Consider the following 26,914-nt stretch of genomic DNA (forward strand, 5'->3'; position numbering starts at 1 on the left):
ACAAATCGTTTATAAAGTAATGAAACATTTTAAATGCTGTTGAAACGTTCAGAAACAGTTTTCCAGTTTAATAATTTCCAAAAACTGGCGATATAATCTGCCCGTCGGTTTTGATATTTCAGGTAATAGGCATGTTCCCATACATCCAGTCCCATCACGGGAAAGCCTTTTGTTTCAGCTATATCCATTAACGGGTTGTCTTGGTTGGGGGTTGAAATAATGGCTAACTTTTTATCTGCAGTAAATATCAGCCATGCCCAGCCGCTTCCAAACCTGCTGGTAGCCGCAGTTGTAAACTGCTTCTTCATTTCATCCATTGAGCCAAAACTGGTATTGATGGCTGCCAATAATTTAGCGTCTGGTTGAGTATTAGGATCAGCTGACAAAAGCTTCCAGAACATTTCGTGATTATAATGTCCGCCGGCATTGTTGCGCATTTTTACAGTGTATTTCGAAATCTTATTCAACACATCTTCCAGCGGCTTGGTTGTATCTACACCTTCGGCCTGGGCTGCTTCCTTCACATTTTTGCTGTAGGTAGCAGCGTGTTTATTGTAATGGATGTCCATGGTCATGGTATCAATCAGCGGCTCCAGTGTATTGTACGCATAGGGCAAGGGTTGCTGATCAAAACCAGTCTTTAAAGGAGAAGAGGGAATTGCGGAAAGCTTGTTCTCAGCATCTGCCCGGGCCGCTAAAGATGGTAAGGTTACCAAGGCGCCAATACCTGCCAAAGCAGATTGGGCAATAAAGTTTCTGCGTGATGATTGTTTCATAAAAATTATTTATTGTATAAATGTAATTAACTATTGTTTACGTTTTAGTTTATTAACAAGCGGGCCTGCAGACTGGCGAAGGTCTTTAAAAACCCGGTAGTAGAATTCCTTATTAAACAATGCAGAGTCATGCATGGCTTTATAAGTTAAAAATATACCGATAGGAGTCAATACCAAAATTGCCAGCCACATTCCAATTAATGGCGTGGTCATATTTTCTTTTACAAATTTTTCGCCGAACATATTTAGCAGGTGAAATATCAGAAAGAATAGTATAGCCATTACCAACGGCATGCCAAGTCCGCCTTTACGGATAATGGAACCAAGAGGTGCACCAATAAAAAATAATACCAGGCATGCCAGTGATAGCGAAAACTTTCTGTGCCATTCAATTAATCCCATTTTGATGCCGTTTCGTTTTGTATCTATCTCAGTACCGGAGAGCTGGTAAGTATTTTTTAAAGCGTATGCAATTGCCAGAGCACCATCGTATACTTTTATTTTTACAGAGTCGGGCAGCTTTGCCAAAGCAGCGGCTGTGTCTGAGGTTACCGCCGGTGTTTTATTCCAGATGCTGTCAGGCAAGTTTAAATAGTGCATTTGCGTGCCTATGTCAACTGTTAATTTTTTACGAAGGCTATCTCTTTGTTTTTGGGTACTGTCTATCGACTTGTCGAGTAAACGAATACTCATCATTTTAAAATCGTTTTTAAAAACAGAATCGGGGGTATTCATCATTTGAAGTGATGAAATATCAAACAGCTTTTTATATTCTTTAAATCCCATGCGGATAAACTCAGTACTGGTATCTACAGAGTTACCGCGTTCCTGGTAGCGGTGGCCGTTTTGCAGCACAAACTCAAGGTATTTTTTATCTCCAGATAACTTCATAGTTCCCCGTTCGGCAACAATACTATTGTCTTGTAACTGGCTTTGCTGCTCATAAATTACCACATCGTGTATAGTTTTTCCATCAGCATCTTTTTTGGATATTTTTATCGCATAGCCGGGTATGTGTTTGTAAAACGTACCCGGTTTTAAATCAAGTGCGGGCTTTTTAAAAGCAATATCATAGTAAATGGTTTTAAACTTTAAGGTAGCATAAGGGATAACATAATTGGCAAACAAAAAGGTGATACCACAAAGCAGTAGCGCAACCCATATAAGCGGGCGCATAAAACGTAGTAACGAAATACCGGAAGATTTAATAGCAACCAACTCAAAACTTTCGCCAAGGTTACCAAAAGTCATAATGGAAGAAATGAGTATGGCAATGGGCATAGATAATGTGAGCAAGGTGGCGCTGGCATACCATAAAAATTTACCTATAGTAAAAAGATCCAGGTCTTTGCCTACCAGGTCGTCAATATATTTCCATAAGTTCTGCATCATCAAAACAAAAAAAGTGATGAAGAACGTAACAATAAAAGGCCCTAAAAACGACCGGATAATCAGTTTGTCTAATTTTTTTATCATCCCAATCCGCCAGCAGGCGAAGCTTTAATAAGTAATTTGTACCTTAACCGTTATGACAAAGGATGAAACAAAAATAATGCTTTCTGCCAAGGAACTTGAATTGGTTTGCAATACCGAATGGATTTTAACTAAACAGGTGATTATTCAGAAAGTGATTGAACTTTTTAGCGGGTCACTTTCGGTAATGCAGACCAGTATGCTGCAACAAAAAAATGATTTACCCACTGTTATGTTTCTAAAAGATCCTAAAATTTCAAGAGGGGAAAATTACAGGGGACTGCCCTATGTAATGCTGGATTATCCCCGTTTTTTTGACAAGCAAAATACAGTTGCAATCCGGATTTTTTTTTGGTGGGGTAATTTTTTCAGCGTTACCCTGCAGTTGTCTGGCGAATATAAAAGCCTTATGGAGATCAGATTACTGGCGAATTTTGTTTGGCTTCAGCAGAATGAATATTGGTTATGTGTCAATGATCAGCCGTGGGAACATGCTTTTGACGCAGCCAATTTTATACCCTTCCACCAGGTTTCGGTGGAAGAATTTACATTGGTTCTTAACAATAAATCATTTGTAAAAATCAGCAAGAAAAAAACGTTGCAGCATTGGGATACTGCAGTACTTTTCATTGAGCAATCTTTTGAAGAATTATTGGCAGTGCTGAAAAATTAATTACCTAAACGATGAAACAGGTCTTTTACCTGGTATTCCCACAACTGGCTTTGATCCTTTACATCTTTTTTTTCTGCAAAATCTTTAATCACCAAAATTGTCTGATTGGTAACTTCCGATTTTTCAATGCTGAATTCAAAGTATTCGCTTTTGGGCATGTGAAGCCAGTGAAAGCGGATATACCTGTTTTCTTCACCTTCCATCAATTCTGCCTGTTCGGGGGTAGCACCATTCCATGAAAAGCTAAATACGCCGTCGCGTTCATCAACCTTATCTGCAAACCATTCCTGTAGTCCTGCAGGTGTGCTTAAAAATTCATACAAAATACCGGGGGAACATCTCACCGGGTATTCTAACGTATATAGTGCTTTCTTACTCATCCAATATTTTTAATTCTGTACTTGTGTAAGTGCAATAATAACAAAATAAATGAGGTAATAAGATAATTTCTTAACTATTTTTTGTTATCCATTTCTTATGACCTGTCTGAAACGAAAAAGCCGTTCACAAAAAAATGGGGTTTTTCACAAAATTCTTTTTGGTAACGTATTGTAAATGCTATAAATTACGTTAAACAAAATGTGTTTCTTTAAACACACTGCATTTAAACTTTAATCAAATTAAACAACCTGTATTATGAGTATGCGTCAACTCAAAATCACGAAATCGATTACGAATCGTGAAAGCCAGAGTTTAGAAAAATATTTGCAGGAAATAGGAAAAGTAGAATTAATAAGTCCGGAAGAAGAAGTAAAATTAGCTATTAGAATAAAACAGGGTGACCAGGCTGCACTTGAGAAACTAACAAAAGCCAATTTGCGATTTGTGGTTTCTGTCGCCAAACAATATCAAAACCAAGGCCTCACACTGCCCGACGTAATCAACGAAGGAAATCTTGGATTAATAAAAGCTGCGCAACGGTTTGACGAAACCCGTGGCTTCAAATTTATATCGTATGCTGTATGGTGGATAAGGCAAAGTATACTACAGGCGCTTGCAGAACAGTCAAGAATTGTACGGTTGCCCTTAAACAAGGTGGGGCTTACAAACCGTATAAGCAAAGCATTTTCTCAATTAGAGCAGGAGTATGAACGTGAACCCACAGCTGAGGAGTTGGCAACACTTCTTGATTTGGAGACAGAAGAGGTTGCGGCATCACTTAATGCCTCTGTCCGGCACGTCAGTATGGATCAGCCCTTTGGCGATGGCGATGAAAGCTCTTTAATGGATGTACTCGAAAACCCCAATGCGGAAAGTACAGACATGAACCTGGTTTTCAGAGCCTCACTTGCTACAGAAATAGACAGATCATTAAGTACGTTAACGGAGCGGCAGAAAGATGTGATCCGTTTTTTCTTTGGCATTGGGGTAGATCATGCGCTTAGCCTGGAAGATATTGGCGAACGGTTTAATCTAACCAGGGAAAGGGTAAGGCAGATAAAAGATAAAGCGATTACCAAATTGCAGGTAACTTCCCGGTGCAACCTGCTGCGCACGTATTTAGGAGCTTAAAATTTTCCATTACATTTGCAATTGTATACAGTGAACATAACGGTTCACTTTTTTTATATCTATCCGTTTAAATAAATAAAGAAAAATGTTTAATTCTCTTAGTGAAAAGTTAGAAAGCGCTTTTAAAAATATTAAAGGCCAGGGAAGAATTACAGAACTTAATATCGCCAATACGGTAAAGGAAATCCGCAGGGCACTGGTGGATGCGGATGTGAATTATAAAATTGCCAAAGAATTTACTGATACCATTAAAGAAAAAGCACTGGGCGAAAAAGTGCTGACCGCAGTAAGTCCGGGCCAGTTGATGGTAAAGATTGTGCAGGATCAGCTGACCGAATTAATGGGAGGTAAGGAAAGTGAATTCAATGTGTCCGGTAATCCGGCCATTATTTTAATTGCCGGGCTGCAGGGTAGTGGTAAAACCACTTTTAGTGGTAAGCTGGCGAATTATTTAAAAACTAAAAAAGGTAAATCGCCTTTATTGGTAGCGGCTGATATTTACCGGCCTGCCGCGATAGATCAGCTGGAAGTATTGGGAGGGCAAATAGGCGTGGATGTATTTAGTGAAAGGGAAAATAAAGATGCCGTAAGCATTGTTCAAAACGCAATAAAAGAAGCTAAATCAAAAAATAAAAATGTTATTATAATTGATACTGCGGGCCGTCTTGCAGTGGATGAAGTTATGATGACGGAAGTAGCCAACATCAAAGCTGCGGTAAATCCCCAGGAAATTTTATTTGTAGTAGATAGTATGACCGGGCAGGATGCTGTAAATACAGCTGCAGCCTTTAACGAACGGCTAGACTTTAGTGGTGTAGTATTAACCAAGCTGGATGGCGATACAAGAGGCGGTGCGGCATTGTCCATTAAGTACACGGTAAACAAGCCAATTAAGTTTGCGAGCAATGGTGAAAAGATGGATGCGCTGGATGTTTTTTACCCCGAAAGGATGGCGCAACGCATATTAGGGATGGGAGATATAGTAAGTCTGGTTGAAAAGGCACAGGAGCAGTATGATGCTGTTGAAGCTGCAAAACTTGAAAAGAAAATCCGTAAAAACCAGTTTGATTTTGAAGATTTTAAGACCCAGTTACAGCAGATAAAAAAAATGGGTAATCTTAAAGACCTGATGGGAATGATTCCGGGAATAGGCAAGCAGATAAAAGATGTTGATATCAATGATGATGCGTTTAAAGGGATTGAAGCCATGATTAATTCGATGACTTTGGAAGAACGTCGTAATCCGGATATTATCAATCCAAACCGTAAGCTTCGCATTGCCAAAGGCAGTGGCAAGGACATTGCCGAATTGAACCAGTTTTTAAAACAGTTTGAGCAAATGAAAGGAATGATGAAAATGATGAACAAAATGCCGATGGGCAAAATGCCCGGTATGGGAAAAAGGTAGACAGAACTTTTTTGTATATTTATGGCCACTATGCGGGAGCACGGTGGCTTTTTTGTATGATAATAAAAATAAAAAATCCGGTTACATCAGGTTGTATTGCCTTTACTCAAATCACAGAATAAGATATTACAGTCAGGCAACCATTTTGCCGTTAAATACGATTATTAAACAACCTTAAAAATTTACCAACGAAGCAGGACCTCGAGCATATTATCCGTGGGTGCTTACAAGCAGACCGTGAAAGTCAGAAGGCTTTCTATCAGCATTTCTATGGCTTTTCTATGGCTATTTGTTTGCGGTATTGTAATAGCAAAGATGATGCGATGGAAGTAGTAAATGATGGGTTTATAAAAATTTACAGGGAACTGGGCAATTTTAAACCCAGGTATGACAACTATGAAGCTTCGTTAAAAGGCTGGATGAAAAGCATTTTTGTCAATACGGCCATTGATCACTTTAGAAAAAACAGTAAAAGTTACCTGGTTTCTGAAATGCAGGAATCTCATTTTGAGATGGAGCATAGTGGAGAAACAGCCATTGATAAAATGTCGTACAAAGAAATTATGGATGTTGTGCAACAGTTATCCCCGGTATACAAAACCATTTTTAATTTGTTTGTAATAGATGGATTTAAACATGAAGAAATCGCCAGCCGTTTGAAAATATCTGTTGGTACTTCAAAATCAAATCTCTCTAAAGCAAAAGCAAATATTCAGAAAATGCTGATGGAAGCATCAATAAAATATTATGAGCAAAAAGCAGTTTGACCATATTGAAGACCGCATCAGGGAAGCCGCTGCCAACAGCGAGCCGGCTTTTGATGAACAGGCATGGGCTGCTATGGATATACGGTTGAACAAGGAAGAAAAGCGCCGCCGTTTTGTATTCTGGTGGTTTGCTATTCCAGTACTTTTTATTGGCGGCGCAGTTATACTTTTCTTTTTCAATAAGCCGGATGCAGAAAATCATCTTGCCGCTAGGAATGCAAAAAGCATAACCAGAGCAGATAAAAAGGAAACAGGTGTTAAGATAAATGAACAGCCATCCGCTTCAGCAAATGAAGGTGATGTAATAAAAAATAGCACACTGCCGCGGAAGGGTGAAATGAAACCGAACCGGCAAAAAGAAAATGGTATCAAAGAAATCAGCGTCGTTAAAAAGCCATTCTCTCCGATCGGACAGGTAAAAACATATGGCACTAAAAAGAATTTTTCTAAACCCACCATTGCTGAACAGGCGAATGAAACTTCACTTGACCTGACTAAAAAAGCAAAAAAAATAACTGGGTCAAAAAAGAAGAAAATAGTATCACGAGTTTCCGATGGAGAAATTGGTGAAGAGGGGGATGTTACGATTAAAGGACAACCACCTGTTCCTGTCACCAGCCCAGCGCCGACTATTATCAGTAAGCAGGTTATTAAGCCAGTTTTCTCAAAAGATTCAACCAAAATTAAAGACAGTTTAAAAAATAGCATTACAAATGCTGAAACTGGTAGTAATCCCAAACAAAAAGCAACCAGCTCTTCGGTATCGAAATTTTATTTCCTGGCTTCTGCGGGTGGTGAAATTGGCAGCGTGAAATTACTGGCTTTTAAAAATAATCCTGTTACCGCGAAATTCGGTGCAGGTATTGGCTACCAGTTATCAAAAAAAGTAAGTGTGCAAACCGGCTTTTATGCAGGAACAAAAAAATATTTAGCCGGACCCGGTGACTATAAAGCCAAAGCCGGATCTTACTGGAACATGGTGCAGATTGTTAAAATAAACGCAGCATGTCTTGTGTACGATATTCCTGTAACGATGCGGTATAATATTTTACAAAAAATAGGTGTAACTTATTTTGCGACAGCTGGACTTTCATCTTACATTATGAAGAGAGAGGATTATAATTATTACTACATAAGAAATAATATGCCTCATGAAGGTGCCTATAGTTATACTGGCAATAAAAGTGCCTTTTCGGTTCTGAATTTTTCAGCCGGAATTGAAAAGAAATTATCTTCGTCTTTTTCTTTACAACTGGAGCCAACAATGAGTGTTCCTCTGTCCGGTGTGGGGGATGGGCATGTCAAATTATTTAACGCCACGCTGCAGTTTGGTATAAAATATCAGCGGTTTAAAAAACACTAACATCATAAATACAATATTTTTTAAAGAGCCTTAAGAGGCTCTTTTTTTATGTAGTTTTTGAGTTTTTTTTGTTCTTATTAGGCAACCTTTAATAAGTTGATTGCGATTACTTATTAAACAACAATCATGAATAAAAGCATCTTAAACGGCGTTGGCCTTTTCTCTTTAATTATTATCAGTATCAATTTTGCATCTTGTAGTAAAAGCAGCCCGGGAACTCCGCCTGTGACTGATGTATGTGCAGGGAAAACAATCGTTATTACTCCTACAGCCACTGCCACTACTACATGTGGTGCAGATGGAAAAATTGATGTGGCTGCTACTGGTAGTACAGGCTTTGTTTATAAACTGGGAAGCACAGGTACTTACGGATCTTCTTCCAGCTTCACCGACCTCGCCGGAGGTGATTATACAGTATTTGTAAAAGATGGTGCAGGTTGTGAAAAAACAGCCACTGTTAAGGTGCCGTCAACAGGTGCCGCCGGCGCAAAATTTAATGCAGTGAAAACATTGATGGTTGCCAAATGCCAAAGTTGCCACAACAACACTGTAGCTAACGGCGGAATGAACTGGGCAGTGGATTGTAACATCGTAAAATTCAGTGGACGCATAAATACAAGGGCGGTTGTTGATGGAACAATGCCGCCTACGGGCCCGCTGACACAAACTGAAAAAGATGTTATTACAACATGGATTACTGCAGGTGCAGCCTATGGTAACTAATTTTTTATTTCATTCAATATTTTGCAGGTGCTGAAAAAAATAATACTTGTTGTACTGGTTATAGCCATCCCCTTGTCATTTTATTTGTACAAGGAGTACCACCGCAAACCGGCAGATTTATCCTCGGTTCAACCTGCTGCAAAACTGAATGCCGGTGCATTTCTTGATGAGTATGAAAAGGATGAGGCAAATGCTAATCACCGCTACCTTGGTAAAACAATACAAGTGCGTGGCACTATCACCGAAATAGTAAAGCAGCAGGATACACTGGCCAATGTGATGATAGGTGATACCGCATCTATGCATAAAGTAAGCTGCCTGCTGGATAAACACCACATCGGTTTAATCAATCAATATAAAGCTGGTCAGCAGATAACCATCAAAGGAATCTGCACCGGTTTTTTAATGGACGTTGAATTAAACAGGTGTGTAATTGTAGAAAAAGAATAAAGTTTTTAATTTATGAAATATTCATTTTTTGTCATTCTTTTTACGTTGCTGATATTCGCGGGTTTTGGGCAGCCTAAGTATTTTACCAAAACAGGAAAAATATCTTTTTACTCCAAATCATCAATGGAAAATATTGAGGCGGTGAACACAAAAGTGGTAAGCGTTTGGGATGTGGCCAGCGGGCAAATTGAGTTTGCTGTTTTGTTGAAAGGTTTTGAGTTTGACAAAGCATTGATGCAGGAACATTTTAATGAAAATTATGTAGAGAGTGATAAATATCCGAAAGCAGTTTTTAAGGGAATAATTGAAAACAGTAAAACAATCCAATTGTCCGGTGACAATGTTTCTACTGTAAGAGTAAATGGAACATTGACACTGCACGGTGTAACCAATCCTGTAAGTACCAATGCGGTAATAACTGTTAAAAGTGGCGTTGTTGCTGCATCCTGCAATTTCAGTATAACGCTAACAGATTACAAGATATCAATCCCTTCCCTGGTGGCGGAAAAAATCAATAAGAAAATAGCGATTGCAGTGGTGATACCAGAATACCAGCCGATGACCACAAAATAATTTTACACAATTAATTTTTAAAGATGATAAAACTTACCATTGCTCTTTTTGTATACAGTATTTTACTTTCAATGAACCTGCAATCGCAGGATCTTTTAAAGGGGGTAGAAGACAGTGTGCCCGCAACACAAAAAGTAACCGGCGCTTTTAAATCAACAAGAGTTATCAATGCACATTCTATTGAAATGTTGCACAAAGGTGATCTTGATTTCAGGATCATGCACCGGTTTGGTTTTATAAGCTCCGGCATAAAACAATTTTATGGACTGGACGTGGCTTCTATGCGTATCAGTTTTGATTATGGCCTGTCGGACAATACTACCATCGGCATGGGAAGAAGTACCTTCAGGAAAGAACTGGATCTTTTTATTAAACAAAGAATTTTGCAACAATCTACAGGTGCCAGATCCATTCCCTTTTCGCTGGTGGTTGCCGCAGGCGGTTTAGTATGGACAGAAGAATCTTTTGCGCCTGTTAAGCCTGGTTTTGGAGACAGATCATCTTATTACATACAACTGGTTGCCGGGAGAAAATTCAGCTCTGCATTTTCAATGCAGTTAAGCCCGATTTTTGTTCACAGTGGTTCGCCTGTTAATACCGGCGACGACCAAACCATTTTTGCAATGGGTGGTGGTGCACGTTTAAAAGTGAGCAGAAGAATGGCGCTTACATTTGATTATCACCATCCGTTCGGCAATCTAAGTGGAAGCACCGATCCATTGTCTGTTGGTGTTGATATTGAAACAGGTGGTCACGTTTTTCAGTTACAATTTTCCAACGCTACCGGCATGAATGAAAGGGCCTATATCACGCAAACTACGGGTGATTTTTTCAAAGGCGATATTCGTTTTGGATTTAATTTGTCCCGTATTTTTAAAACCGGCAAACATAAAACCTGGTAATCAATAAAGTCAATCAGAGCCAAACTGAACACCCGTTTTTATCCGGTTCAATAATGGACTATAACAATTTCTGATTAACCTGTTGGCAACCTCCGTCCGGCTGGGTATTTTAAAGTTATTGCTGTTATTAATCCTGCTCCAGTCTTCCGGAAGCAGGGCATCTTGATTACCGGTATAAGTAGCTGTTTCCGTTCGACAGTCATCGTTTCCGGGAAAACGGTCGAACAGTAAATTATGCCCGGTCACCTGGTCATATATCCTGCATTCCAGTGTAGTCCTGCTTTGCATGTATCTTGATGTTACATTAACTGTTGCGTAAAAAGTGGTATAAACAGGCCTGGCGGGTATTGATTTGGTAGTGCCGGTCTGCACCTCTTTGCTACGGTTGATAGTATAGCGTTTAACAAAAACCTGGCCCACAAATAATTCTGTAAAATTCAGTTCAACCAGTCTGTCTGGTCTTATCTGGCGAATGCTGGCATCCCAATCGCTGTAAAAGCGAACATCTCTGAAAGATTGGTTATTGAGGTCATTAATAATGTGCTGCTGCAGCCAGTCGTTTTCAAAACCCCAGTAGTTCCAGTTGCGGTTGTAATAATTGGCTGCCCTTACAATTACTTTAATTGTTGCTCTTTCTGTAGCCTCCTGCATCAGTTGGCGCACATCCTTGTAGCCTGGCACAGCCTCATTTGCTTTACTAAAAAAATCGTAGGCATTGCGGGCGGAAATCCGGTTATTATAAGTAAGATATTCCAGCCCCTGGCTATAATATTCGTTAGCTGCGGTGTTTTTTGCATCCTGAATCTGCCGTGACGGATCCCACAAGTCATCAATGATTTTTTTAGCTGCGGGCACTTCGCTTATTTGCTCGTACATCTGCAACATCACCCCGTATTCTTTTGCAAGCTGCATGTAACGGTCGCCTGGTACAAGATTGTTGTAATTCGCCTCTGTCAATGCTTTTCGTTTGATTGCAACTGTTTTGTATACTTGCGGTAATTGTTCCAGTGCTTCTTTATCATTACCATTTTTCTTCAATTTTTCAACAAGGTCAAAAACAGTCTTATCTTCTGCTGTGTAATATTTTTTCAGTCGGTTTGGACCACTGCAGGCAGCTAATAACAAAAGCATAAAAAAGCCATACTTTTTCATTTGGTGGTATTTTTAGAAAGATAGTTAATTTACATTACCGAAGAAAGCTGGCATTGGACTTGTAAATAAAAGAGGGCAGCGACAGAAGTTTAACATTGAAAATATTTTAAAACGGTTTTAAAAATTTGGATAATTTCTTACAGCATGTTATCTTCGCCGTTCCTTTTAAGGAGAGTTAGAAACCCTATTTATTCACAACCCAAAAAAATTTCTATTTTTTATGGCTGTAAAAATGAGACTGCAAAGACACGGTTCAAAAAAGAGACCGTTCTACTTCATCGTAGTAGCAGATGGACGAAGCCCACGCGACGGCAAATTTATTCAGAAACTTGGTACGTACAATCCCCTGACTGTTCCTGCAACTGTGCAGATTGACCGTCAGAAGGCGTTGGACTGGTTACACAAAGGTGCTCAGCCTACTGACACTGTACGTCGTATCCTGTCTTTCAAAGGCGTATTATACCTGAAGCATTTGTTAAGAGGTGTAGGTTTAGGTTTGTTTGATGAAGCTGTTGCAATGCAAAAGTTTACTGCCTGGAGTGCTGAGCATGATGCTCACATTGCAAAACGTCAGGGTGCTCATAAAAAAGCACGTACTGATAGCCGCAATCAACCTGTGGTTAGAAAAGTTGCCGAAGCACCTGCTGCTGCAACTGCCGAAGCTACTGCTCCTGCAGCAACGCCTGAAGAAACTAAAACAGCAGAATAATATCTCTGTTCCGTTAATTCTTTTAAAGCAATTCTGATTACTCGGGATTGCTTTTTTTATGCCTGGTCTTTTTATTTTCAATTGCATTAAGGCTGTCTTATTGGCTTAAATGAAATACTTAAATTGCATACCGTATGAGCGAATACTTTAAAATAGGCAAATTAGCCGCCAGCTTTGGTTTAAAAGGTGAGCTGGTATTGCAGCATAGCCTTGGTAAAAAAACGGCTTTGAAAGGCCTGGAAACAATTTTCCTGGAAGAAGGAAAGGATAATTTTATGCCTTATTTTATTTCGGCAGCTTCAGTAAAAAATGATAAAGAAGTGTATATTAAGTTAGAAGGAATCGACAGTAAGGAAGCGGCGCGTAAATTAACGCCCAAAGAAGTGTGGCTTGCCGCTGCAGATTTTACCAGTTTTGCAGCTACCTCTTCCCCTATTGCATTGTTGGGTTTTCATTTGATTGCGGATAATGCCGAAGACCTTGGTGCAATAATAGAAGTAATTGAACAGCCACACCAGATATTATGTGCCATTTTACTGGAAGGAAAGGAGGCCCTGATCCCCATCCACCAGGAATCGCTTGATAAGATAGACCGGAAAAACCGGAAAGTGTATGTTAGTTTACCGGATGGATTGCTGGATATTTATCGGTAGGTTTTAAATTTCTACATTTATTCACGATGTAATTAATGAATGTTAAATACTAATTTCAAATTGCTAACGTTTGTAATATCAAAATTGATCTATCCTACAATACTATCAAAAATTCTGTCCATTTGCCTGTATTATCAATAGATGCTGATTTAAACTTTGTCCGAAATTTTTGATTTATCTGTGAAAATTTATACCACTTAAAAATGACCAGAATCCTGATTACAACCTTATTGTTCCTTTTTATTTTTTCCGCAACCCGTGCCAATGATTATGATGATGCCTGGAACGCCATTCACAAAAAAAATTATAAAGAAGCAAAAGCCCTCTTACAAAAAGGTATCAAAAATCCGGCAACTGCGTTGGATAGTTACTGTACGCTTTTATACCTGCAAACTTATTTAGGTAAAGAAACTGAAATTGAAGGCCTGATCAGAGAGATTACTGCAAATGCGGATAAAAACGCCTATTTATATTCGTTGTGGTTTAATGGATCTGTACTTGGACAATACTCAAAAAAGCAGGCCTATCAACTTAACTTACTCAGCCAGATAGAAAAAGACAATTCATTCAACGGTTCAATCAGGCAAGCAGCGAAATATGTAAAAGCAATGCATGCTGTTTTCAGTAACGATTATGCCAGTGCAGAAAAAGAATGGAAGCAAATCAATTCTGTTCAAGAGTGGCAATTTGCCGGACCATTTGAAAACCTTTCGGGCTCAGGATTCAATATGCAGCCTGAACCGTTAGCTGATGCTGGGGCAGAATCCGTATTTAATGGAATGAACAATGTAGAAGTTAAGTGGTTTAAGCCCTCCGAATTTAGCTACGAAGGATGGGTTTTTTGTTATCCTTTTATTCAGCAATCCTCTGCAATAGAGTATGCACAAGCTTTTGTTTATGTTCCTGAAGATACCAAAGCTGTTTTAAACGCAGGCGTTAACGGATCTTTAAAGATATGGGTGAATGATGGCCTGCTACTTTCAGAATCGAAAGAAAGGATAACAGAGTTGGACTATTACAAAAAAAAGTGTCAGCTTAAAAAGGGGTATAACCGGGTGCTTGTGCAGTTAGGCTATACAGATAATACGTTGCCGAATTTTATTGTGCGGTTTACAGATGATGCATTATTACCGCTGCCAAATTGTACTTCAACTGCTGTTGTACAGCCCTACATAAAAGCTGCCATCGCAGATAGCACGGGTTCATTAAAACATTTTGCCGAGTTGTTTTTCGAAACAAAAATAAGGGAGCAACCTTTTAACCTGGTAAATTACATTTTGCTTTCTCAAACCTATCTCAGAGATTCAAAAAAAACAGAAGCTAGGCTTGTTATAGAAGACGCACTTAAAATTGCGTCCGGTGATCCGTTGCTGAGATTTGAGTTGATGCAGATATCAGTAAAGAGTGAAAACAGAACGCTTCTGTTGCAGGAGATAGACTGGTTGAAAGAAAATGATTCGCTTAGTTACATCAATCTTCAGATGGAAATTCAAACGCTTATCAACACTGAAAAATATACTGAAGCGGATGTTGTGATAGAAAAGATGACTTCATTATTTGGGGAAGATGAAAATATTATCCAGTTAAAAGCAGCTGTTCTGGGAAAGCTTGACAAAATAGAGGAGCTGTTAAAGCTGGTGGAAAAAGGGTATGCCAGGTACCCCGAAAATGTTTCCTTTGTCGATATGATGTTCAGGGTTAAAAAGCTGGTTCAGAAAGATAGCAAAGCGGCAGTAAAAGTGTATGAATTGTACCTCAAAAACAATTATAATTTTTCCATCATTCAAAATTTGGCGGATGAATATAAAGAGATGGGACAGGACGCTGACCATCTTGCTACCTTAAAAAAAATCAATACCATGGGGTTGCAGGATCCCAGAATGATCACCAGCATCAGTAATTATTATATAGAAAAAAGGGAATACGCCAATGCACTGGCCGCTGCCCAAAAAGCGATTGCACTAGCGCCCTCAGTTGGGTTATACTGGCATAATATCGCATCCATTTACGAGCAAATGAACAATACGGAAGATGCTTTGAAAAGTTATAAAAAAGATATTTACTATAACCGCACCGATTATGATGCAAGAAAAAAAATCAGCGTCTTGTCGAAAAAACTGGAGCTCTATAAGCTGTTGCCTGAAACAGATGTTTATGCACTAATTAAAAAATCTACAATAGATGCTGGATATGATTATACTTATCTGCTGGATGAAAAAGGAGCTGTTTTGTACGATGAAGGGGCGTCTGAGGAATATATAACGTATGTGATAAAAATCAACACTCAAAAGGGCATTGATAACTGGAAAGAAATTAACCTCGCCAGCGGCAATTCACAGTCGATACTGGTGGAAAAATGCGAAGTCGTAAAAGTAAATGGGAGCAAGGTGGCTGCGGAACGTAATGAAGGCACTGCTGTGTTTACCGGTTTGCAAACGGGTGATGCGATTTATGTAAAATATCGGTTGCAGAATTATGCAACCGGCAGGTTAGGAAGAGCTTTCTGGGATAAGTTTATTTTTAATTCTTTTGCGCCTTCACAAAACGCCCGGTATATTTTAATAGCGCCCAAAGCCTTGGAGCTAAATTACAAATTCAGCAATAATACTGCATCGCCTGTCATAAAAGAGGTGGAAGATTTTAAAGTATATACCTGGGAGCTGAACAATTTGCCGCCGGTTAAATCAGAGCCGCTGATGCCGCCTTTAAATGACGTTGCCAGTGTACTCCATATTTCAACTATTAAAACATGGGCTGATGTTGCAGGCTGGTACAGCGATATATCTTACCAGGATTTGAAAGATAATTTCGAGCTGGAGGCTGCCTATAACGAGATCTTCAGAAACAAAATTGCTGAAAGTAATTTTGCAAAAGCAAAGCGCATCTATGAATACATCGTAAACAATATACGGTACAGTTCTGTTGCGTTCAGGCAAAATGGCTATGTACCCCAGAATCTTTCAAAAGTGCTGAATACAAAATTGGGTGATTGCAAAGATCTCTCTTCACTCTTTGTGGCGCTTACTGCAAGAGCTGGTATCAATGCACAGTTGGTATTAATTGATACACGGAATAATGGCATGAAAGACATGGACTTGCCATCTATGGAATTTAATCATTGTATAAGTTTGCTCCATGTTGATGGTAAAGAATATTATATAGAACTTACCGATAGCAATCTTCCGTTTGGCAGTTTACCATCTAATTTAAATGGGGCTTTATCTTTAATTATTCCGCTACACGGGCAGAAATCGGAGGCCATTTTACAGCCACTGACTGCTGTTAACAGGATGCGGGATGAATCTTTAAGAAAAATTAGATTGTCCTTTTCTGGTAACGATGCAAAACTCAATGTTGAAACAAAAAGATGCGGAGCAATTGTAAGCGCATGGCGAAACGAGTATGCATCTTTAGGAGCTGAGAAACAGAAAGAATCATTTGAACAAAGTCTCAGTAATGCCAATAAAAATCCGGTCAAACTGGATACGGTTTCGTTTACAGGACTTGCGGGTAACGGCGATTCTCTAACAATCAAAAGTACCTATACTATCAAGAATGAGTTAGTAGAAGCAGGGTCTATGAAAATGCTGAAAATTCCTTTCCTGGACGTTGTAGCAACGCTTGAGAGCTTATCAGCCGACAAAAGGGAATATCCGGTTGAATATTGGAATTATGAAAATACGGATGTATACGAAACAATAATTGAAGTGCAGGCGCCTTCAGGCAGAAAGCTACTGGAGTGTCCGGCTGATAAAAATTTCAGTTTTAAAAACAGTACATATAGTTTAAAATTTATTAGGACTCCAACTTTATTGAAGATTATCAGAAAAGTAAGTCTGAACAGGAACGATATTAAACCGGAAGATTATACACTATTTAAGAAATTCTTTAATGATATAGTTGAGATTGAATCTAAATATTTAGTTTTCAAATAAAGCAAAACGTATTTCCAAGGGTGTACAAATCGATATTGATTTTGTAAATTTACCTGGTGAAAACATCTCCGCAACGCATCATTGCTCATTTTGATCTCGATTCATTTTTTGTTTCGGTAGAGATATTGAATAACCCTGCGCTGAAAGGCAAGCCGGTTTTTGTTGGTGGTGCGGAAAGGGGAGTAGTTTCTTCTTGCAGTTATGAGGCCCGTAGGTTTGGTATTCATTCGGGCATGCCATCAAAAAAGGCATTGCAACTTTGTCCCCAGGCTATTGCAGTGAAAGGGAGTTATTGCGACTACAGCAAATTCAGCCGCTGGGTAACGAATATTATTGCTTCCAAAGCACCTTTATTCGAAAAAGCTTCGGTAGATGAATTTTATTTAGACCTTACCGGAATGGACACTTTTTTTAATCCCCTGCAATGGACGATTAATTTAAGGCAGCAAATCATTGATGAAACACAGCTGCCCATTTCGTTTGGAATGGGTAGTAACAAAATGATTGCAAAGATGGCTACCAATGAGGCTAAGCCAAATGGTTACCTTCAGGTTCCTTTCGGAAAAGAAAAGGAATTTTTATCTTCACTGCCCGTGAATAAAATACCCGGCGTGGGCGAACAGACACACGCGGTATTGAAAGCCATGGGCATTTTTACCATCAACGACATCAGTCTTAAGACGAAAGAAGAACTGGAAAAAGGATTGGGTAAATGGGGCACGGAGTTATGGAATAAAAGTTTTGGATTACACAACAGCGAAGTAAGAGCCTGCCGCGAAGCCAAATCCATCTCCAGTGAAAATACCTTTCATGAAAATAAAACCGATCTTGTTTTTTTAATGAGCGAACTGGTTAGACTTACAGAAAAAATAGCCTTCGATTTACGCCAGGATGGAAAGGTAGCTGGATGTGTGGCGGTAAAAATCAGGTACCCCGATTTTGAGACTTCTTCCCAGCAGGCGTCAATTCCCTTAACCTGTGCAGATGATGAAATTATCCCGGTGGTAAAGGAATTGTTTCATAAGCTTTATCGAAAAGGCAAGCCGGTAAGGTTATTGGGGGTTCGTTTAAGTGAACTGGCGAACGAAGTAGTGCAGGCTAGTTTGTTCAACGATATTGAACGTAAAAATGACCTTTATAAAGCCATTGATGACGTGAAAAACCGCTTTGGGAAATTGAAGTTGAAACGTGCTTCTTCGGGTTAATTGATCGCATTAATTTTAATCACGAATGAGATGAATCGTGGCTTTGCGATAATAATATCAAACGCACAAATTACCCTCCTTTAGCGGATGGGGGATCAGCTCTATCTATTAATTCAACCAATGTTTTCTTTTCCAGAATTTTCAGTGTAGCGTCCCGTGTAATTTGCATGGCTTTATTTAACCCACAGGTAGCTTCATCACAATCTTTGCATTTTTCATAAAAATTAATGCTCACGCAGGGCAACATCGCAATAGGGCCACCCACCAACCTGATAGCCTGGGCAAGGGTGGTTTTTTTGGGAGATTCAACCAGGTAGTAACCGCCTCCTTTGCCTTTTTTGCTCTCCAGTACACCTGCCTGTTTGAGCTCCAGCAATATTGTTTCCAGGAACTTAATCGGAATCTTTTTCTTCTTCGAAATATCTGAAATTAATACTGGCCCCTCGCCATATCTGCCCGCCAGGTAACCGAGCGCCTTAAGCGCATATTGGGTTTTTTTTGATAACATGGAAGAAAGGTACCTAAAATAAAAAAAATAAAAAAACAAAATTAAGTCTACTTGATTGATAGACTATTATTGTATATTTGTACCCTAAAATTATTTATTATGAGCCTACGTTTAGGGGATACAGCCCCCAATTTTACAGCAAAAACATCTCTCGGTGAAATTAATTTTTATGATTACCTAGGCGATTCCTGGGGTATTTTATTTTCTCACCCGGCCGACTATACACCGGTTTGCACAACTGAACTGGGCCGTACCGCAGCTTTAAAAAGTGAATTTGATAAACGTAATGTAAAAGTGCTCGCTTTAAGTGTAGATCCTGTGGACAAGCATTTGGGTTGGATTGGCGATATAAACGAAACCCAGCACGTATCGGTAGAGTTTCCCATTATTGCAGATGATGACCGCAAGGTTTCTGAGTTGTATGATTTTATACACCCCAATGCTTCTGCTACCGCTACAGTGAGGTCACTGGTGATTATTGCACCGGATAAAACGGTTAAATTGATTATTACTTACCCTGCATCTACGGGCAGAAACTTTGTTGAAGTTTTAAGAGTAATCGATTCCCTTCAATTAACTGCCAACTACAGTGTAGCAACACCTGCCAACTGGAAACAAGGCGAAAATGTAATTGTGGTTCCATCTATCAGCACTGCTGATGCGATCAAGAAATTTCCAAAAGGAGTTGAAGAAATTAAGCCTTACTTGCGTTATACTCCACAACCTGATTTAAACTAGGTTTTGGTTTTTATTTATATAGTAAGAGCCACTGGAAAGTGGCTCTTACTATTGTCTGTTTTTTTTAAGTTGCTGTATCAATGCCCGCATATCCTTTGGCAATTCTGCAACAAGGTCAAATGCTTTGCCCTGTTCATCCGTAAATTTCAATTCGTAACTATGCAGCGCCACCCTGTTCAGCATGGGCCGTTCTTCCTGGTCGTGCTTGCTCAATTTAAATCTCTTTTTGATGTCGGAGAGCATGACTGGCTTACCATCACCATACAAAGGATCGCATACAATTGGATGGCCCATATTTTTTGAATGCACTCTTATCTGGTGGGTACGGCCGGTATGCAATTGAAATTTTACAAGGGAATATTTCCCTAAGTTTTCCTGCATTTCATATTCCGTTAAAGAAGGCTTACCATTTTTATTGACTACCATCTGGCCTTTAAATACAGGATGCTCCATAATGGACGCTTCAATTTTACCGGTATTGCCAGCAGGTAATCCATGTACCAAACCGAGGTAATATTTTTCCATCGCCTTTTCTTCAAACAGCTTTGAAAAGTATTTATGTGTTTCGGCATCTTTGGCAAACAGAATAATGCCACTTGTTTCACGGTCTAATCTATGTATGGTGAATATACTCCCATATTTTTCTATCAGCTTGTCTTTTAGGGAAGCTTCAGATTGCATCCTGTCAGGAATGGAAAGTACACCAGCTGGTTTATTCAACGCAATAAAATGATCATTTTCAAACAGTGTAATTGCGCTTAAATCTTTCAATAAACCTGCGGATGCCGGTTTTGTTGAAACGGTTGATTGCTTTTCGTTGCCGGGTACATTTTCGTTAGTCATCAGCAATACTGTTGGATAAAGGTTTAGCAGGAATAATCTTTTTGTGCGATGCATTCAGGTACTTTAACAAGCGCACTTCCTTCTCGCTTAAAAAACGCCATTTGCCGCGTTCAACGTTTTTCTTTGTGAGGGTAGCATACATCACCCGGTCAAGTGCTTTTACATCATAGCCCAGGTGTTCGAAAATGCGTCGTACAATGCGGTTGCGGCCACTGTGTATCTCAATACCGATAATCGATTTATCTTTTGCATCGGCATAAGCTAAAGAATCGGCCTTTATTTCGCCATCCTCTAATTTTACCCCATTTAATATCTTGTCAAAATCTGCCCTGGTAAGATTTTTATCCAACCTTGCTTCATATACTTTAGTAATATTATAGCTGGGGTGAGAAAGTTTTTGCGTCAATTCGCCATCGTTGGTAAGCAATAAAACACCAGACGTATTTCTGTCCAGTCGTCCAACCGGATAGATTCTTTCTGTTGTAGCCATTTTAGTAAGTTGCAACACCGTTTTTCTTCCCTGCGGATCGTCTGTTGTAGTGATATAATCCTTGGGCTTATTCAGTAAAATGTACACCAGGTTTTTGCTGACAAATAACTTTTTGCCGTTGAATTTTACATCATCCCTCTCAGAAACTTTAAAAGCCGGTTCAATCACCACTGTATCATTTACTTTTACTTTTCCATCTTTTATAAGGGTTACAGCATCTCTTCTGCTGCACACGCCGCAGTGAGCTAAAAATTTATTGAGCGGCATTAAAGCAGTGCTGACTGCTGCGGGTTTGCTACCAACGGTTTTAACAGGCGCTTTGACAACAGGCGGCGCATATTCCTTTTTTATACCTGCTATTTTTACAGCTTGCTCAAAATTATTTTCAATTGAAGCGATCTTCTCTTCTTTTTTATGCTGAATGGTTTTTGTACCGGCAGCACCTGCAGTTTTTTTTGTGGATGCCGAAGTTTCTATTGGAGCATTTCTGGCTGCGGCTTTTAGTCTTCTTTTTTCTTCAAAACGTTTGTCGATGGCGATCGCACGTTCTTTTTTTGCCTTCTTTTTAGCCTGCTTGAATTCTTCTTTAATTACACTGTTCTTTTTTTTAGCAACAAATTGCTGGAAGTGTGCCTGACTCATATTATGTAGATTTTTACTGTTGTTTCAACAGGAATGAAGTACAAAGATAAGGAAAAGCCCTTGCCCCCAAGTTAAAAATCAGGATGAGTCTATAGCCTCATACCGCAAATGCCGACTTCCCAATTCAGTTTAATATTTTAAAGTAATAGAAGGAGATTCTTTAAATAACCCTCTAACTTAGGTAAATGGCGCCAAAATGCTTCCTTCGGGGAAGCAGCAAAAAAAAGCGCAACTTTTGGTTGCGCCGATGTTTTCAAAGGGAGTAAGCTTGATTATTTTGCCTGCCGTTTTTCTATCCGGTTTTTCTTTAGCTCTTCTATTTTACTGATTTGTTCAGGCGTCAAAATGCTTTTTAAATTGGTTTGTGTTTCCGCTTTCAATGCCATCAATTTTTCTTTTTTTTCGGTGCGGCTTAACTGGTCATCTTCCCTGATAGCTTTGGCTTTGGCATGTACGGCCTCGTTGCCGGATTTGATTTTGGCTAACTGGTCATCGGATAAATTCAGCTTGGTTTTCATTTTATCAAGCCGTTTAGCTGCCATTGCTTCACGCTTTGACTCGTGGTCTTTTTTTAGCTGCTCCAGTTTGTTTTTTTGCTCTGAGGTCAAAATGGCCATCATCTTTTCCTTTTGCTCTTTGCGCAATGCGCTTTTTTTATCCCTGGATTCCTTTACAGTAATATTCTCATTTTTATTCAGTTCCAGCCATTGTTTTTGGTAGCTGTCGCGGTTGGCTTTCAACAGTTGCTGCTGATCAGCCGTAAGATTTAATTCCTGCATCATCATTCCATGTTTGTGCGGATGATGAAAGCGTTTCATGTTTGGAGTTTCCTGTGCACTGGCACTGAATATAAAACTGGCCAAAGCCAGCATACCTGCTGCTATCTTTTTCATACTTATTTTTTTATTTGTACAAAAGGATAGACATGCAGCTGCGACCGAAGTTTAATCAGGAATTTTAATGGTATGTTAAAGGAAAACATCGATGGTTAATATGAAAATCATAGTCTCTCCAACCGATCCTATTTGCGGGCAAAAATCAGCCATCAGACATTGTAGCTGTTATCCTTTGTTGGCAAGCTGCCCGCAGGCCGCATCAATATCTTTACCGCGGCTTCTTCTCACACGGACGTTTACCCTGTGTTTAACAAGAAAATCGGTGAACCTTTGTGTAGCATCTTCATCAGGTTTAGTAAACTTAGCACCTGAGATAGGGTTGTATTCTATTACATTGATTAGATGGGTAGGTATCTGGCGATAAATTTTGATCAGCGCTTCGGCATCTTCCTGGCTGTCGTTTACATCTTTAAAAAGAATGTATTCCAGCGTGATGTCGTTCTTCGTTTTATCGTAAAAATAGTTGAGCGCCTCCACCAAAGCAGCAATATTATTGGTTTCATTGATGGGCATTATCTGGTTGCGTTTTTTATCATCGGCGGCGTGTAAAGAAAGCGCCAGGTTAAAACGTACTTTGTCATCTCCAAGTTGTTTGATCATTTTGGAAACACCAGCCGTGGAAACCGTAATTCGCTTGGGGCTCATCGCCATCCCATCATTGGCAATCAACCGGTCGATGGCTTTTAAAACATTTTTATAATTCAGTAAAGGTTCCCCCATGCCCATGAACACTACATTCGACAGTTTCTTGTCAAATGTCTTTTCACTTTGCTGATTCAGTAAAGCCACCTGGTTATATATTTCATCATAGTCAAGGTTTCTTTTTCGCTCCATTGTGCCAGTAGCACAAAACTTACAACTTAAGCTACAACCAATTTGTGACGAAACGCAGGCCGTATTTCGTTTTTCAGTAGGTATCAGTACCCCTTCAATCATATGGCCGTCAAAAGTCATAAAACGTGACTTAACAGTACCATCGCTACTGAATTGCGTAGCATTTACAGAGAGCGCCGGCATTGTAAAATTTTCGGTCATTTTTAACCGCAAATCTTTTGACAGGTCTGTCATCTCCTCGAAACTTTGCGCACCTTTTTTCCATATCCATTCATACACTTGTTTAGTACGAAATTTCTTTTCGCCGATACGTTCAAAATATTTAGCTAATTCCTCCAACCCCAGGTGACGTATGTTTTGTTTAGTTGCTGTCATTTTGCAAAGATACCGTAACTAAATTTATCGCCCAATGAAGATGAAAGGCCAATGCGCAAGCCCCTTTCAAAAAGTGACAGCAGGATGAGTTTTTTTACTCCCGGAATCGGTCTCCTTTTAGAATTAGAATACCCGCTGTTGCTATAATTCAATTGTTAGGTCAGTAAAGGGAATAGCTGATTTTTGTTGACTGATCGCTCAGCTTTGACGCCAATAATAACCAAACTGGAAATGGTGCAATTACGAGTAGAAGGAAGTAAAAAAACTGGATCAGTGACTTTATAAAATAAAGTCCTGCTATCTTTTTAATAGTTCAAAAAGCCCTAAAAAATCACATTTGACATCTTTTTCCGGGTTTTTACGATTTTTTTTAATTTTTTTTGACGACGATTTTGGCCATTTTACCGTATAAATACGATTCTCTGTCGAATTTTTTCGATAAAATCGTAGAAAAAAAATTCTTCGGTATTTATTTTTTCCTTTACTTTGCTTCATAAACAAACGGGTTATCCTGTTGTCTGCAATTAAGTATCCATTTATAAAGCCGTACACATCCACCTATTTTAAATCTGATTTTTTTTAATTCAAAAAAACTACAGATGGACAAAAAATGGTACCTGGTATGCACTAAACCTCAGCGCGAAAAAAAATTAGCTGCAACATTATCTAAAAAGAAGATTGAAAATTTTTGCCCGCTTAACAGAATTGAAAAAACTGAGCGGAGTAAGATTAGAATTTCTTTCGAACCTTTGTTTTCCTCCTACGTATTTGTCTTTGCTACAGAGACTGAAATGAACACTATCAGGAATATTGATTGTGTAATCAATTTTGTGTACTGGTTAGGAAGCCCTGTAATGTTTAAAGAAGATGAGATTGAAACGATACGGTCTTTTACCACCCAGTTTTCCAATATTAGCCTTAGCAAAACAAGGGTTGAATTAACTGGTCGAATTGAGGCAGTAAGAGAGTATCATCGCAACAACACGATTCAGTCTGATACCGTTGCTGTTATAAAAGACTGCTATAAATTACTTCTTCCATCTATGGGATATACACTGATAGCGGAAAAAGAAAGGTCGACCAATGACGTGTTTAATTATGGCTTTGAAGGGATTAAAATGGGCTCATAGCATTACAACCTTTCTTCATTATAGTCGGTTATTACTTTGGTTGGATAATAAATAGTTTATACAAAAAAATAAAGCTCCTTGTCGGGAGCTTTATTTTTTTGTATATGCTGAAACACTGGTCAATTTCCCCTGAAATATTTTTATAAGCCAATGACATACTTATTTTTGACCGTAATACCTTCCCAGTTGTCTGTACGGAAAGGCGCAGCTGGTAATTGTTCATTATTAAACAAGTTACCTTCTGATGCATCATCAGCCCAGTTATACCGAACTGCCCTCGGTTCTGTAATTCCATCAGCAGATACGATCACTTTATCGCCTTCAATAACGGCTTTGGCATATTTAAAATGTTTGTCAGCCCCGGCAACTTCAAATCCTTTCAGATACCCGTATTTATCTTTTACCAATAAACCGCTGCCGGTATGGCTAAACGAAAGTGTCGCCTTCCCTCCATCTGTTTTCATAGACTGAAATATTGGGCCAGTGCTTTCGCCCCGTTGCTGGTAAATATCATGAAGCGCAATACTCGCCAGCCGTTTGCCAACATCCTGTTTATTTTTTGGATGTATATCAGCAGGGTTGCCAATGTCAGTTGTAACTGCCATGCCAGTGTGCGGTAGACTAAGCGTCATCGACTGTGCCTCTCTTAACTCTGCCCAGTTACTGCCTTTTGTACTGTTAGCTTCAGCCGAACCGAAGGTTGACAATTGAACAAACAAAAACGGAAAATTACCCTGTTTGAAATGCTCCCGCCAATCGGTAATCATCAATGGGAATGCCGTGCGATACTGGTAAGCACGGCCGGCGTTGGTTTCACCCTGGTACCAGATTGCTCCCGCAATACCATATTGCACAAGCGGATACAACATGGCGTTGAATAACATACTGGGGTAATCATTAGGTCCCACCGATGTTGCAGCCTGAGAAACGGCCGCTACCTGGAATAACCAATCACCAGCGAGTGGCAGTGGTTTATTGTCAATTATTAAAGACAAATCTGCTGCGGAGCCATAAATTCCTCCCCCGCCGCCGGTATCACCTACCTTTACGGCGATGGTGTTTTTATCAGCTTTTAAAATACCAGCTGCAACTGCATATTTGCGCACTGCATTGTAAGCTTCGGTACTGCCTACTTTTACACCATTTACAAAGGTCTCATCATTGTCATCTATCATTGCCAAATTTAACGTTGCCGCCTTGCCGGCATCCTTGTCTGAAATGGTAATGGTTTTTCTAAACCATACGGTGCCGTCAACATCTGGCAGTCCCTGTGTTTCCCACAAACCGGGTAATTTCATGGATGGCCATTTGCTGTCATCGAATGCTGCGTTCTTCCAGTCTGTTGTATTTGCATTGCTTTCAAAACTGCCTTGCGCTTTTTGAATGGCTTTCCGCATGTTTTCACCACGTTGCTTCAGCATCGTTTCAATATCACTGCCCTTCATGGCGTCGGCCACATATTTTAATTCTGCACTTTTTGCAAATGCTTCTTCACTTGTCCAGGCTTCTGACATGGTACCACCCCAGGAAGTATTGATCAACCCTACCGGTACTTTTAACTGATTGTATAATTGTCTTGCAAAAAAATAGGCAGTAGCAGAAAAATCGCCTGCTGTTGCCGGGCTGCATACCTTCCAGTCGCCACCGGCAACATCGTCTTTTAATGTAGTGCTTACTGTATTGGGAACTTTGAAGTGCCGTATTTGTGGATAGTTTGCATCATTGATTTCCTGCCGGTAATTATTGATTTTACCCCAACCTTCTATGGGCATTTCCATATTACTTTGCCCGCTGCATATCCATACTTCACCTACTAAAATATTTTTTATAGTCAGCTGATTTTTTCCATTCACTGACAGTTCAAACGGGCCGCCTTCCTTTTCAGCCGCTAGTGTAACCAGCCACTTGCCATCTTTACCAGCTTTGGTGCTTTTTGTTCGTCCGTTAAATGATACAGTTACTTTTTCACCGGCAGCAGCAAATCCCCAAACGTTGATGGGCTTGTTGCGTTGTAACACCATATTATCACCAAATATTTTGGGCAGGGTTATATTGGCAAATGCCGTTGCAATAAAAATGAGACATGCAAAAAGAGCGATCGTTTTTTTCATATAGTTGACTTGTAAAATGGTGTAATTTTTGACTCAGCTAAAGTAGGCAAAAACAGGATAGGGGGAAGCAATG

25 protein-coding genes are annotated in these 26,914 nt (G+C 39.5%); 15 read left to right on the top strand and 10 right to left on the bottom strand.

Annotation, left to right across the window (positions count from 1 at the left end; translation table 11 throughout):
• Positions 1-29: 29 nt before the first annotated feature.
• On the bottom strand, positions 30-776 hold the full coding sequence (locus QWZ08_RS03640) for a superoxide dismutase (protein WP_290335853.1): 747 nt from the start codon (positions 774-776) through the stop codon (positions 30-32).
• Between the two features lie 30 nt (positions 777-806).
• Entirely contained in the window at positions 807-2,252 is a 1,446-nt protein-coding gene (locus tag QWZ08_RS03645; RefSeq protein WP_290335855.1) for an LptF/LptG family permease, read from the bottom strand.
• Positions 2,253-2,304: 52 nt separating this feature from the next.
• Between QWZ08_RS03645 and QWZ08_RS03650 the strand changes: the two genes are divergently transcribed.
• Positions 2,305-2,922 (top strand): hypothetical protein, encoded by a 618-nt coding sequence (locus QWZ08_RS03650; RefSeq protein WP_290335857.1) that lies wholly within the window; start codon positions 2,305-2,307, stop codon positions 2,920-2,922.
• On the opposite strand, the gene QWZ08_RS03655 is transcribed toward QWZ08_RS03650, so the two are convergent.
• Entirely contained in the window at positions 2,919-3,302 is a 384-nt protein-coding gene (locus QWZ08_RS03655) for an START-like domain-containing protein (protein ID WP_290335858.1), read from the bottom strand. The genes QWZ08_RS03650 and QWZ08_RS03655 overlap by 4 nt on opposite strands.
• Positions 3,303-3,564: 262 nt before the next feature.
• Between QWZ08_RS03655 and QWZ08_RS03660 the strand changes: the two genes are divergently transcribed.
• From QWZ08_RS03660 to QWZ08_RS03695, 8 genes are all read left to right on the top strand, one after another.
• Positions 3,565-4,434, top strand: a complete 870-nt coding sequence (locus QWZ08_RS03660; protein ID WP_290335859.1) for a sigma-70 family RNA polymerase sigma factor — start codon at positions 3,565-3,567, stop codon at positions 4,432-4,434.
• An 85-nt stretch (positions 4,435-4,519) separates the two neighbouring features.
• A complete protein-coding gene (ffh, locus tag QWZ08_RS03665) occupies positions 4,520-5,842 on the top strand; it encodes a signal recognition particle protein (protein WP_290335860.1) in 1,323 nt (440 codons plus the stop codon).
• Between the two features lie 212 nt (positions 5,843-6,054).
• The gene (locus QWZ08_RS03670) at positions 6,055-6,609 is read left to right on the top strand and encodes an RNA polymerase sigma factor (RefSeq protein WP_290336012.1); all 555 of its coding nucleotides are present in this window, start codon (positions 6,055-6,057) and stop codon (positions 6,607-6,609) included.
• Positions 6,590-7,972: a hypothetical protein gene (locus QWZ08_RS03675; protein ID WP_290335861.1), complete on the top strand. Its 1,383-nt coding sequence runs from the start codon at positions 6,590-6,592 to the stop codon at positions 7,970-7,972. The genes QWZ08_RS03670 and QWZ08_RS03675 overlap by 20 nt, the downstream gene beginning before the upstream one ends.
• Before the next feature lie 126 nt (positions 7,973-8,098).
• Positions 8,099-8,695: a hypothetical protein gene (locus QWZ08_RS03680; RefSeq protein ID WP_290335862.1), complete on the top strand. Its 597-nt coding sequence runs from the start codon at positions 8,099-8,101 to the stop codon at positions 8,693-8,695.
• A 27-nt stretch (positions 8,696-8,722) separates the two neighbouring features.
• The gene (locus tag QWZ08_RS03685) at positions 8,723-9,145 is read left to right on the top strand and encodes an OB-fold protein (RefSeq protein WP_290335863.1); all 423 of its coding nucleotides are present in this window, start codon (positions 8,723-8,725) and stop codon (positions 9,143-9,145) included.
• A gap of 12 nt (positions 9,146-9,157) precedes the next feature.
• Complete coding sequence (locus tag QWZ08_RS03690) at positions 9,158-9,718, top strand: YceI family protein (protein WP_290335864.1); 561 nt, start codon at positions 9,158-9,160, stop codon at positions 9,716-9,718.
• Between the two features lie 23 nt (positions 9,719-9,741).
• Positions 9,742-10,620 carry a DUF5777 family beta-barrel protein gene (locus QWZ08_RS03695; RefSeq protein ID WP_290335865.1) on the top strand — a complete coding sequence of 293 codons (879 nt, stop codon included), beginning with the start codon at positions 9,742-9,744 and terminating at the stop codon, positions 10,618-10,620.
• Positions 10,621-10,629: 9 nt separating this feature from the next.
• Here the strand turns inward: QWZ08_RS03695 and QWZ08_RS03700 are convergent, their stop codons facing one another.
• Entirely contained in the window at positions 10,630-11,772 is a 1,143-nt protein-coding gene (locus tag QWZ08_RS03700) for a hypothetical protein (protein ID WP_290335866.1), read from the bottom strand.
• Between the two features lie 220 nt (positions 11,773-11,992).
• On the opposite strand from QWZ08_RS03700, the gene rpsP reads away from it, so the two are divergent.
• The 4 genes from rpsP (at position 11,993) to dinB (ending at position 18,274) form a co-directional block, all read left to right on the top strand.
• On the top strand, positions 11,993-12,481 hold the full coding sequence (gene rpsP / locus QWZ08_RS03705; protein ID WP_290335867.1) for a 30S ribosomal protein S16: 489 nt from the start codon (positions 11,993-11,995) through the stop codon (positions 12,479-12,481).
• A gap of 134 nt (positions 12,482-12,615) precedes the next feature.
• Complete coding sequence (locus tag QWZ08_RS03710; RefSeq protein ID WP_290335868.1) at positions 12,616-13,134, top strand: ribosome maturation factor RimM; 519 nt, start codon at positions 12,616-12,618, stop codon at positions 13,132-13,134.
• Positions 13,135-13,337: 203 nt separating this feature from the next.
• The gene (locus tag QWZ08_RS03715; RefSeq protein ID WP_290335869.1) at positions 13,338-17,069 is read left to right on the top strand and encodes a transglutaminase family protein; all 3,732 of its coding nucleotides are present in this window, start codon (positions 13,338-13,340) and stop codon (positions 17,067-17,069) included.
• Between the two features lie 56 nt (positions 17,070-17,125).
• Positions 17,126-18,274 carry a DNA polymerase IV gene (gene dinB, locus QWZ08_RS03720; RefSeq protein ID WP_290335870.1) on the top strand — a complete coding sequence of 383 codons (1,149 nt, stop codon included), beginning with the start codon at positions 17,126-17,128 and terminating at the stop codon, positions 18,272-18,274.
• 70 nt (positions 18,275-18,344) lie between these two features.
• Here dinB and QWZ08_RS03725 read toward each other — a convergent pair whose 3' ends face one another.
• On the bottom strand, positions 18,345-18,782 hold the full coding sequence (locus QWZ08_RS03725; protein WP_290335871.1) for an RrF2 family transcriptional regulator: 438 nt from the start codon (positions 18,780-18,782) through the stop codon (positions 18,345-18,347).
• Between the two features lie 99 nt (positions 18,783-18,881).
• On the opposite strand from QWZ08_RS03725, the gene QWZ08_RS03730 reads away from it, so the two are divergent.
• On the top strand, positions 18,882-19,520 hold the full coding sequence (locus QWZ08_RS03730) for a peroxiredoxin (protein ID WP_290335872.1): 639 nt from the start codon (positions 18,882-18,884) through the stop codon (positions 19,518-19,520).
• A gap of 48 nt (positions 19,521-19,568) precedes the next feature.
• Here the strand turns inward: QWZ08_RS03730 and QWZ08_RS03735 are convergent, their stop codons facing one another.
• The 4 genes from QWZ08_RS03735 to rlmN all read right to left on the bottom strand — a co-directional run bounded on the left by QWZ08_RS03735 (position 19,569) and on the right by rlmN (position 23,600).
• Complete coding sequence (locus QWZ08_RS03735; RefSeq protein WP_290335873.1) at positions 19,569-20,363, bottom strand: RluA family pseudouridine synthase; 795 nt, start codon at positions 20,361-20,363, stop codon at positions 19,569-19,571.
• Positions 20,356-21,495 carry a pseudouridine synthase gene (locus tag QWZ08_RS03740; protein WP_290335874.1) on the bottom strand — a complete coding sequence of 380 codons (1,140 nt, stop codon included), beginning with the start codon at positions 21,493-21,495 and terminating at the stop codon, positions 20,356-20,358. Before QWZ08_RS03740 ends, QWZ08_RS03735 begins: the two co-directional genes overlap by 8 nt.
• 272 nt (positions 21,496-21,767) lie before the next feature.
• Positions 21,768-22,388, bottom strand: coding sequence for a hypothetical protein (locus QWZ08_RS03745; RefSeq protein ID WP_290335875.1), 621 nt, complete (start codon positions 22,386-22,388; stop codon positions 21,768-21,770).
• A 168-nt stretch (positions 22,389-22,556) separates the two neighbouring features.
• Positions 22,557-23,600 (bottom strand): dual-specificity RNA methyltransferase RlmN, encoded by a 1,044-nt coding sequence (gene rlmN / locus QWZ08_RS03750; RefSeq protein ID WP_290335876.1) that lies wholly within the window; start codon positions 23,598-23,600, stop codon positions 22,557-22,559.
• A 599-nt stretch (positions 23,601-24,199) separates the two neighbouring features.
• Here rlmN and QWZ08_RS03755 point away from each other — a divergent pair.
• Complete coding sequence (locus tag QWZ08_RS03755) at positions 24,200-24,730, top strand: UpxY family transcription antiterminator (RefSeq protein ID WP_290335877.1); 531 nt, start codon at positions 24,200-24,202, stop codon at positions 24,728-24,730.
• A gap of 140 nt (positions 24,731-24,870) precedes the next feature.
• On the opposite strand, the gene QWZ08_RS03760 is transcribed toward QWZ08_RS03755, so the two are convergent.
• Positions 24,871-26,841, bottom strand: coding sequence for a sialate O-acetylesterase (locus QWZ08_RS03760; protein WP_290335878.1), 1,971 nt, complete (start codon positions 26,839-26,841; stop codon positions 24,871-24,873).
• Between the last annotated feature and the right edge of the window lie 73 nt (positions 26,842-26,914).

Origin of the sequence: Ferruginibacter paludis (assembly GCF_030409685.1) — a bacterium.
Taxonomy (GTDB): domain Bacteria; phylum Bacteroidota; class Bacteroidia; order Chitinophagales; family Chitinophagaceae; genus Ferruginibacter; species Ferruginibacter paludis.

Bases quoted from the DNA above. Each gene is read 5' to 3' on its own strand.
- QWZ08_RS03640 (WP_290335853.1), bottom strand. From the start codon at position 776: ATGAAACAATCATCACGCAGAAACTTTATTGCCCAATCTGCTTTGGCA.
- QWZ08_RS03645 (WP_290335855.1), bottom strand. From the start codon at position 2,252: ATGATAAAAAAATTAGACAAACTGATTATCCGGTCGTTTTTAGGGCCT.
- QWZ08_RS03650 (WP_290335857.1), top strand. From the start codon at position 2,305: ATGACAAAGGATGAAACAAAAATAATGCTTTCTGCCAAGGAACTTGAA.
- QWZ08_RS03655 (WP_290335858.1), bottom strand. From the start codon at position 3,302: ATGAGTAAGAAAGCACTATATACGTTAGAATACCCGGTGAGATGTTCC.
- QWZ08_RS03660 (WP_290335859.1), top strand. From the start codon at position 3,565: ATGCGTCAACTCAAAATCACGAAATCGATTACGAATCGTGAAAGCCAG.
- ffh (WP_290335860.1), top strand. From the start codon at position 4,520: ATGTTTAATTCTCTTAGTGAAAAGTTAGAAAGCGCTTTTAAAAATATT.
- QWZ08_RS03675 (WP_290335861.1), top strand. From the start codon at position 6,590: ATGAGCAAAAAGCAGTTTGACCATATTGAAGACCGCATCAGGGAAGCC.
- QWZ08_RS03680 (WP_290335862.1), top strand. From the start codon at position 8,099: ATGAATAAAAGCATCTTAAACGGCGTTGGCCTTTTCTCTTTAATTATT.
- QWZ08_RS03690 (WP_290335864.1), top strand. From the start codon at position 9,158: ATGAAATATTCATTTTTTGTCATTCTTTTTACGTTGCTGATATTCGCG.
- QWZ08_RS03695 (WP_290335865.1), top strand. From the start codon at position 9,742: ATGATAAAACTTACCATTGCTCTTTTTGTATACAGTATTTTACTTTCA.
- QWZ08_RS03700 (WP_290335866.1), bottom strand. From the start codon at position 11,772: ATGAAAAAGTATGGCTTTTTTATGCTTTTGTTATTAGCTGCCTGCAGT.
- rpsP (WP_290335867.1), top strand. From the start codon at position 11,993: ATGGCTGTAAAAATGAGACTGCAAAGACACGGTTCAAAAAAGAGACCG.
- QWZ08_RS03710 (WP_290335868.1), top strand. From the start codon at position 12,616: ATGAGCGAATACTTTAAAATAGGCAAATTAGCCGCCAGCTTTGGTTTA.
- QWZ08_RS03715 (WP_290335869.1), top strand. From the start codon at position 13,338: ATGACCAGAATCCTGATTACAACCTTATTGTTCCTTTTTATTTTTTCC.
- QWZ08_RS03725 (WP_290335871.1), bottom strand. From the start codon at position 18,782: ATGTTATCAAAAAAAACCCAATATGCGCTTAAGGCGCTCGGTTACCTG.
- QWZ08_RS03730 (WP_290335872.1), top strand. From the start codon at position 18,882: ATGAGCCTACGTTTAGGGGATACAGCCCCCAATTTTACAGCAAAAACA.
- QWZ08_RS03735 (WP_290335873.1), bottom strand. From the start codon at position 20,363: ATGACTAACGAAAATGTACCCGGCAACGAAAAGCAATCAACCGTTTCA.
- QWZ08_RS03740 (WP_290335874.1), bottom strand. From the start codon at position 21,495: ATGAGTCAGGCACACTTCCAGCAATTTGTTGCTAAAAAAAAGAACAGT.
- QWZ08_RS03745 (WP_290335875.1), bottom strand. From the start codon at position 22,388: ATGAAAAAGATAGCAGCAGGTATGCTGGCTTTGGCCAGTTTTATATTC.
- rlmN (WP_290335876.1), bottom strand. From the start codon at position 23,600: ATGACAGCAACTAAACAAAACATACGTCACCTGGGGTTGGAGGAATTA.
- QWZ08_RS03755 (WP_290335877.1), top strand. From the start codon at position 24,200: ATGGACAAAAAATGGTACCTGGTATGCACTAAACCTCAGCGCGAAAAA.
- QWZ08_RS03760 (WP_290335878.1), bottom strand. From the start codon at position 26,841: ATGAAAAAAACGATCGCTCTTTTTGCATGTCTCATTTTTATTGCAACG.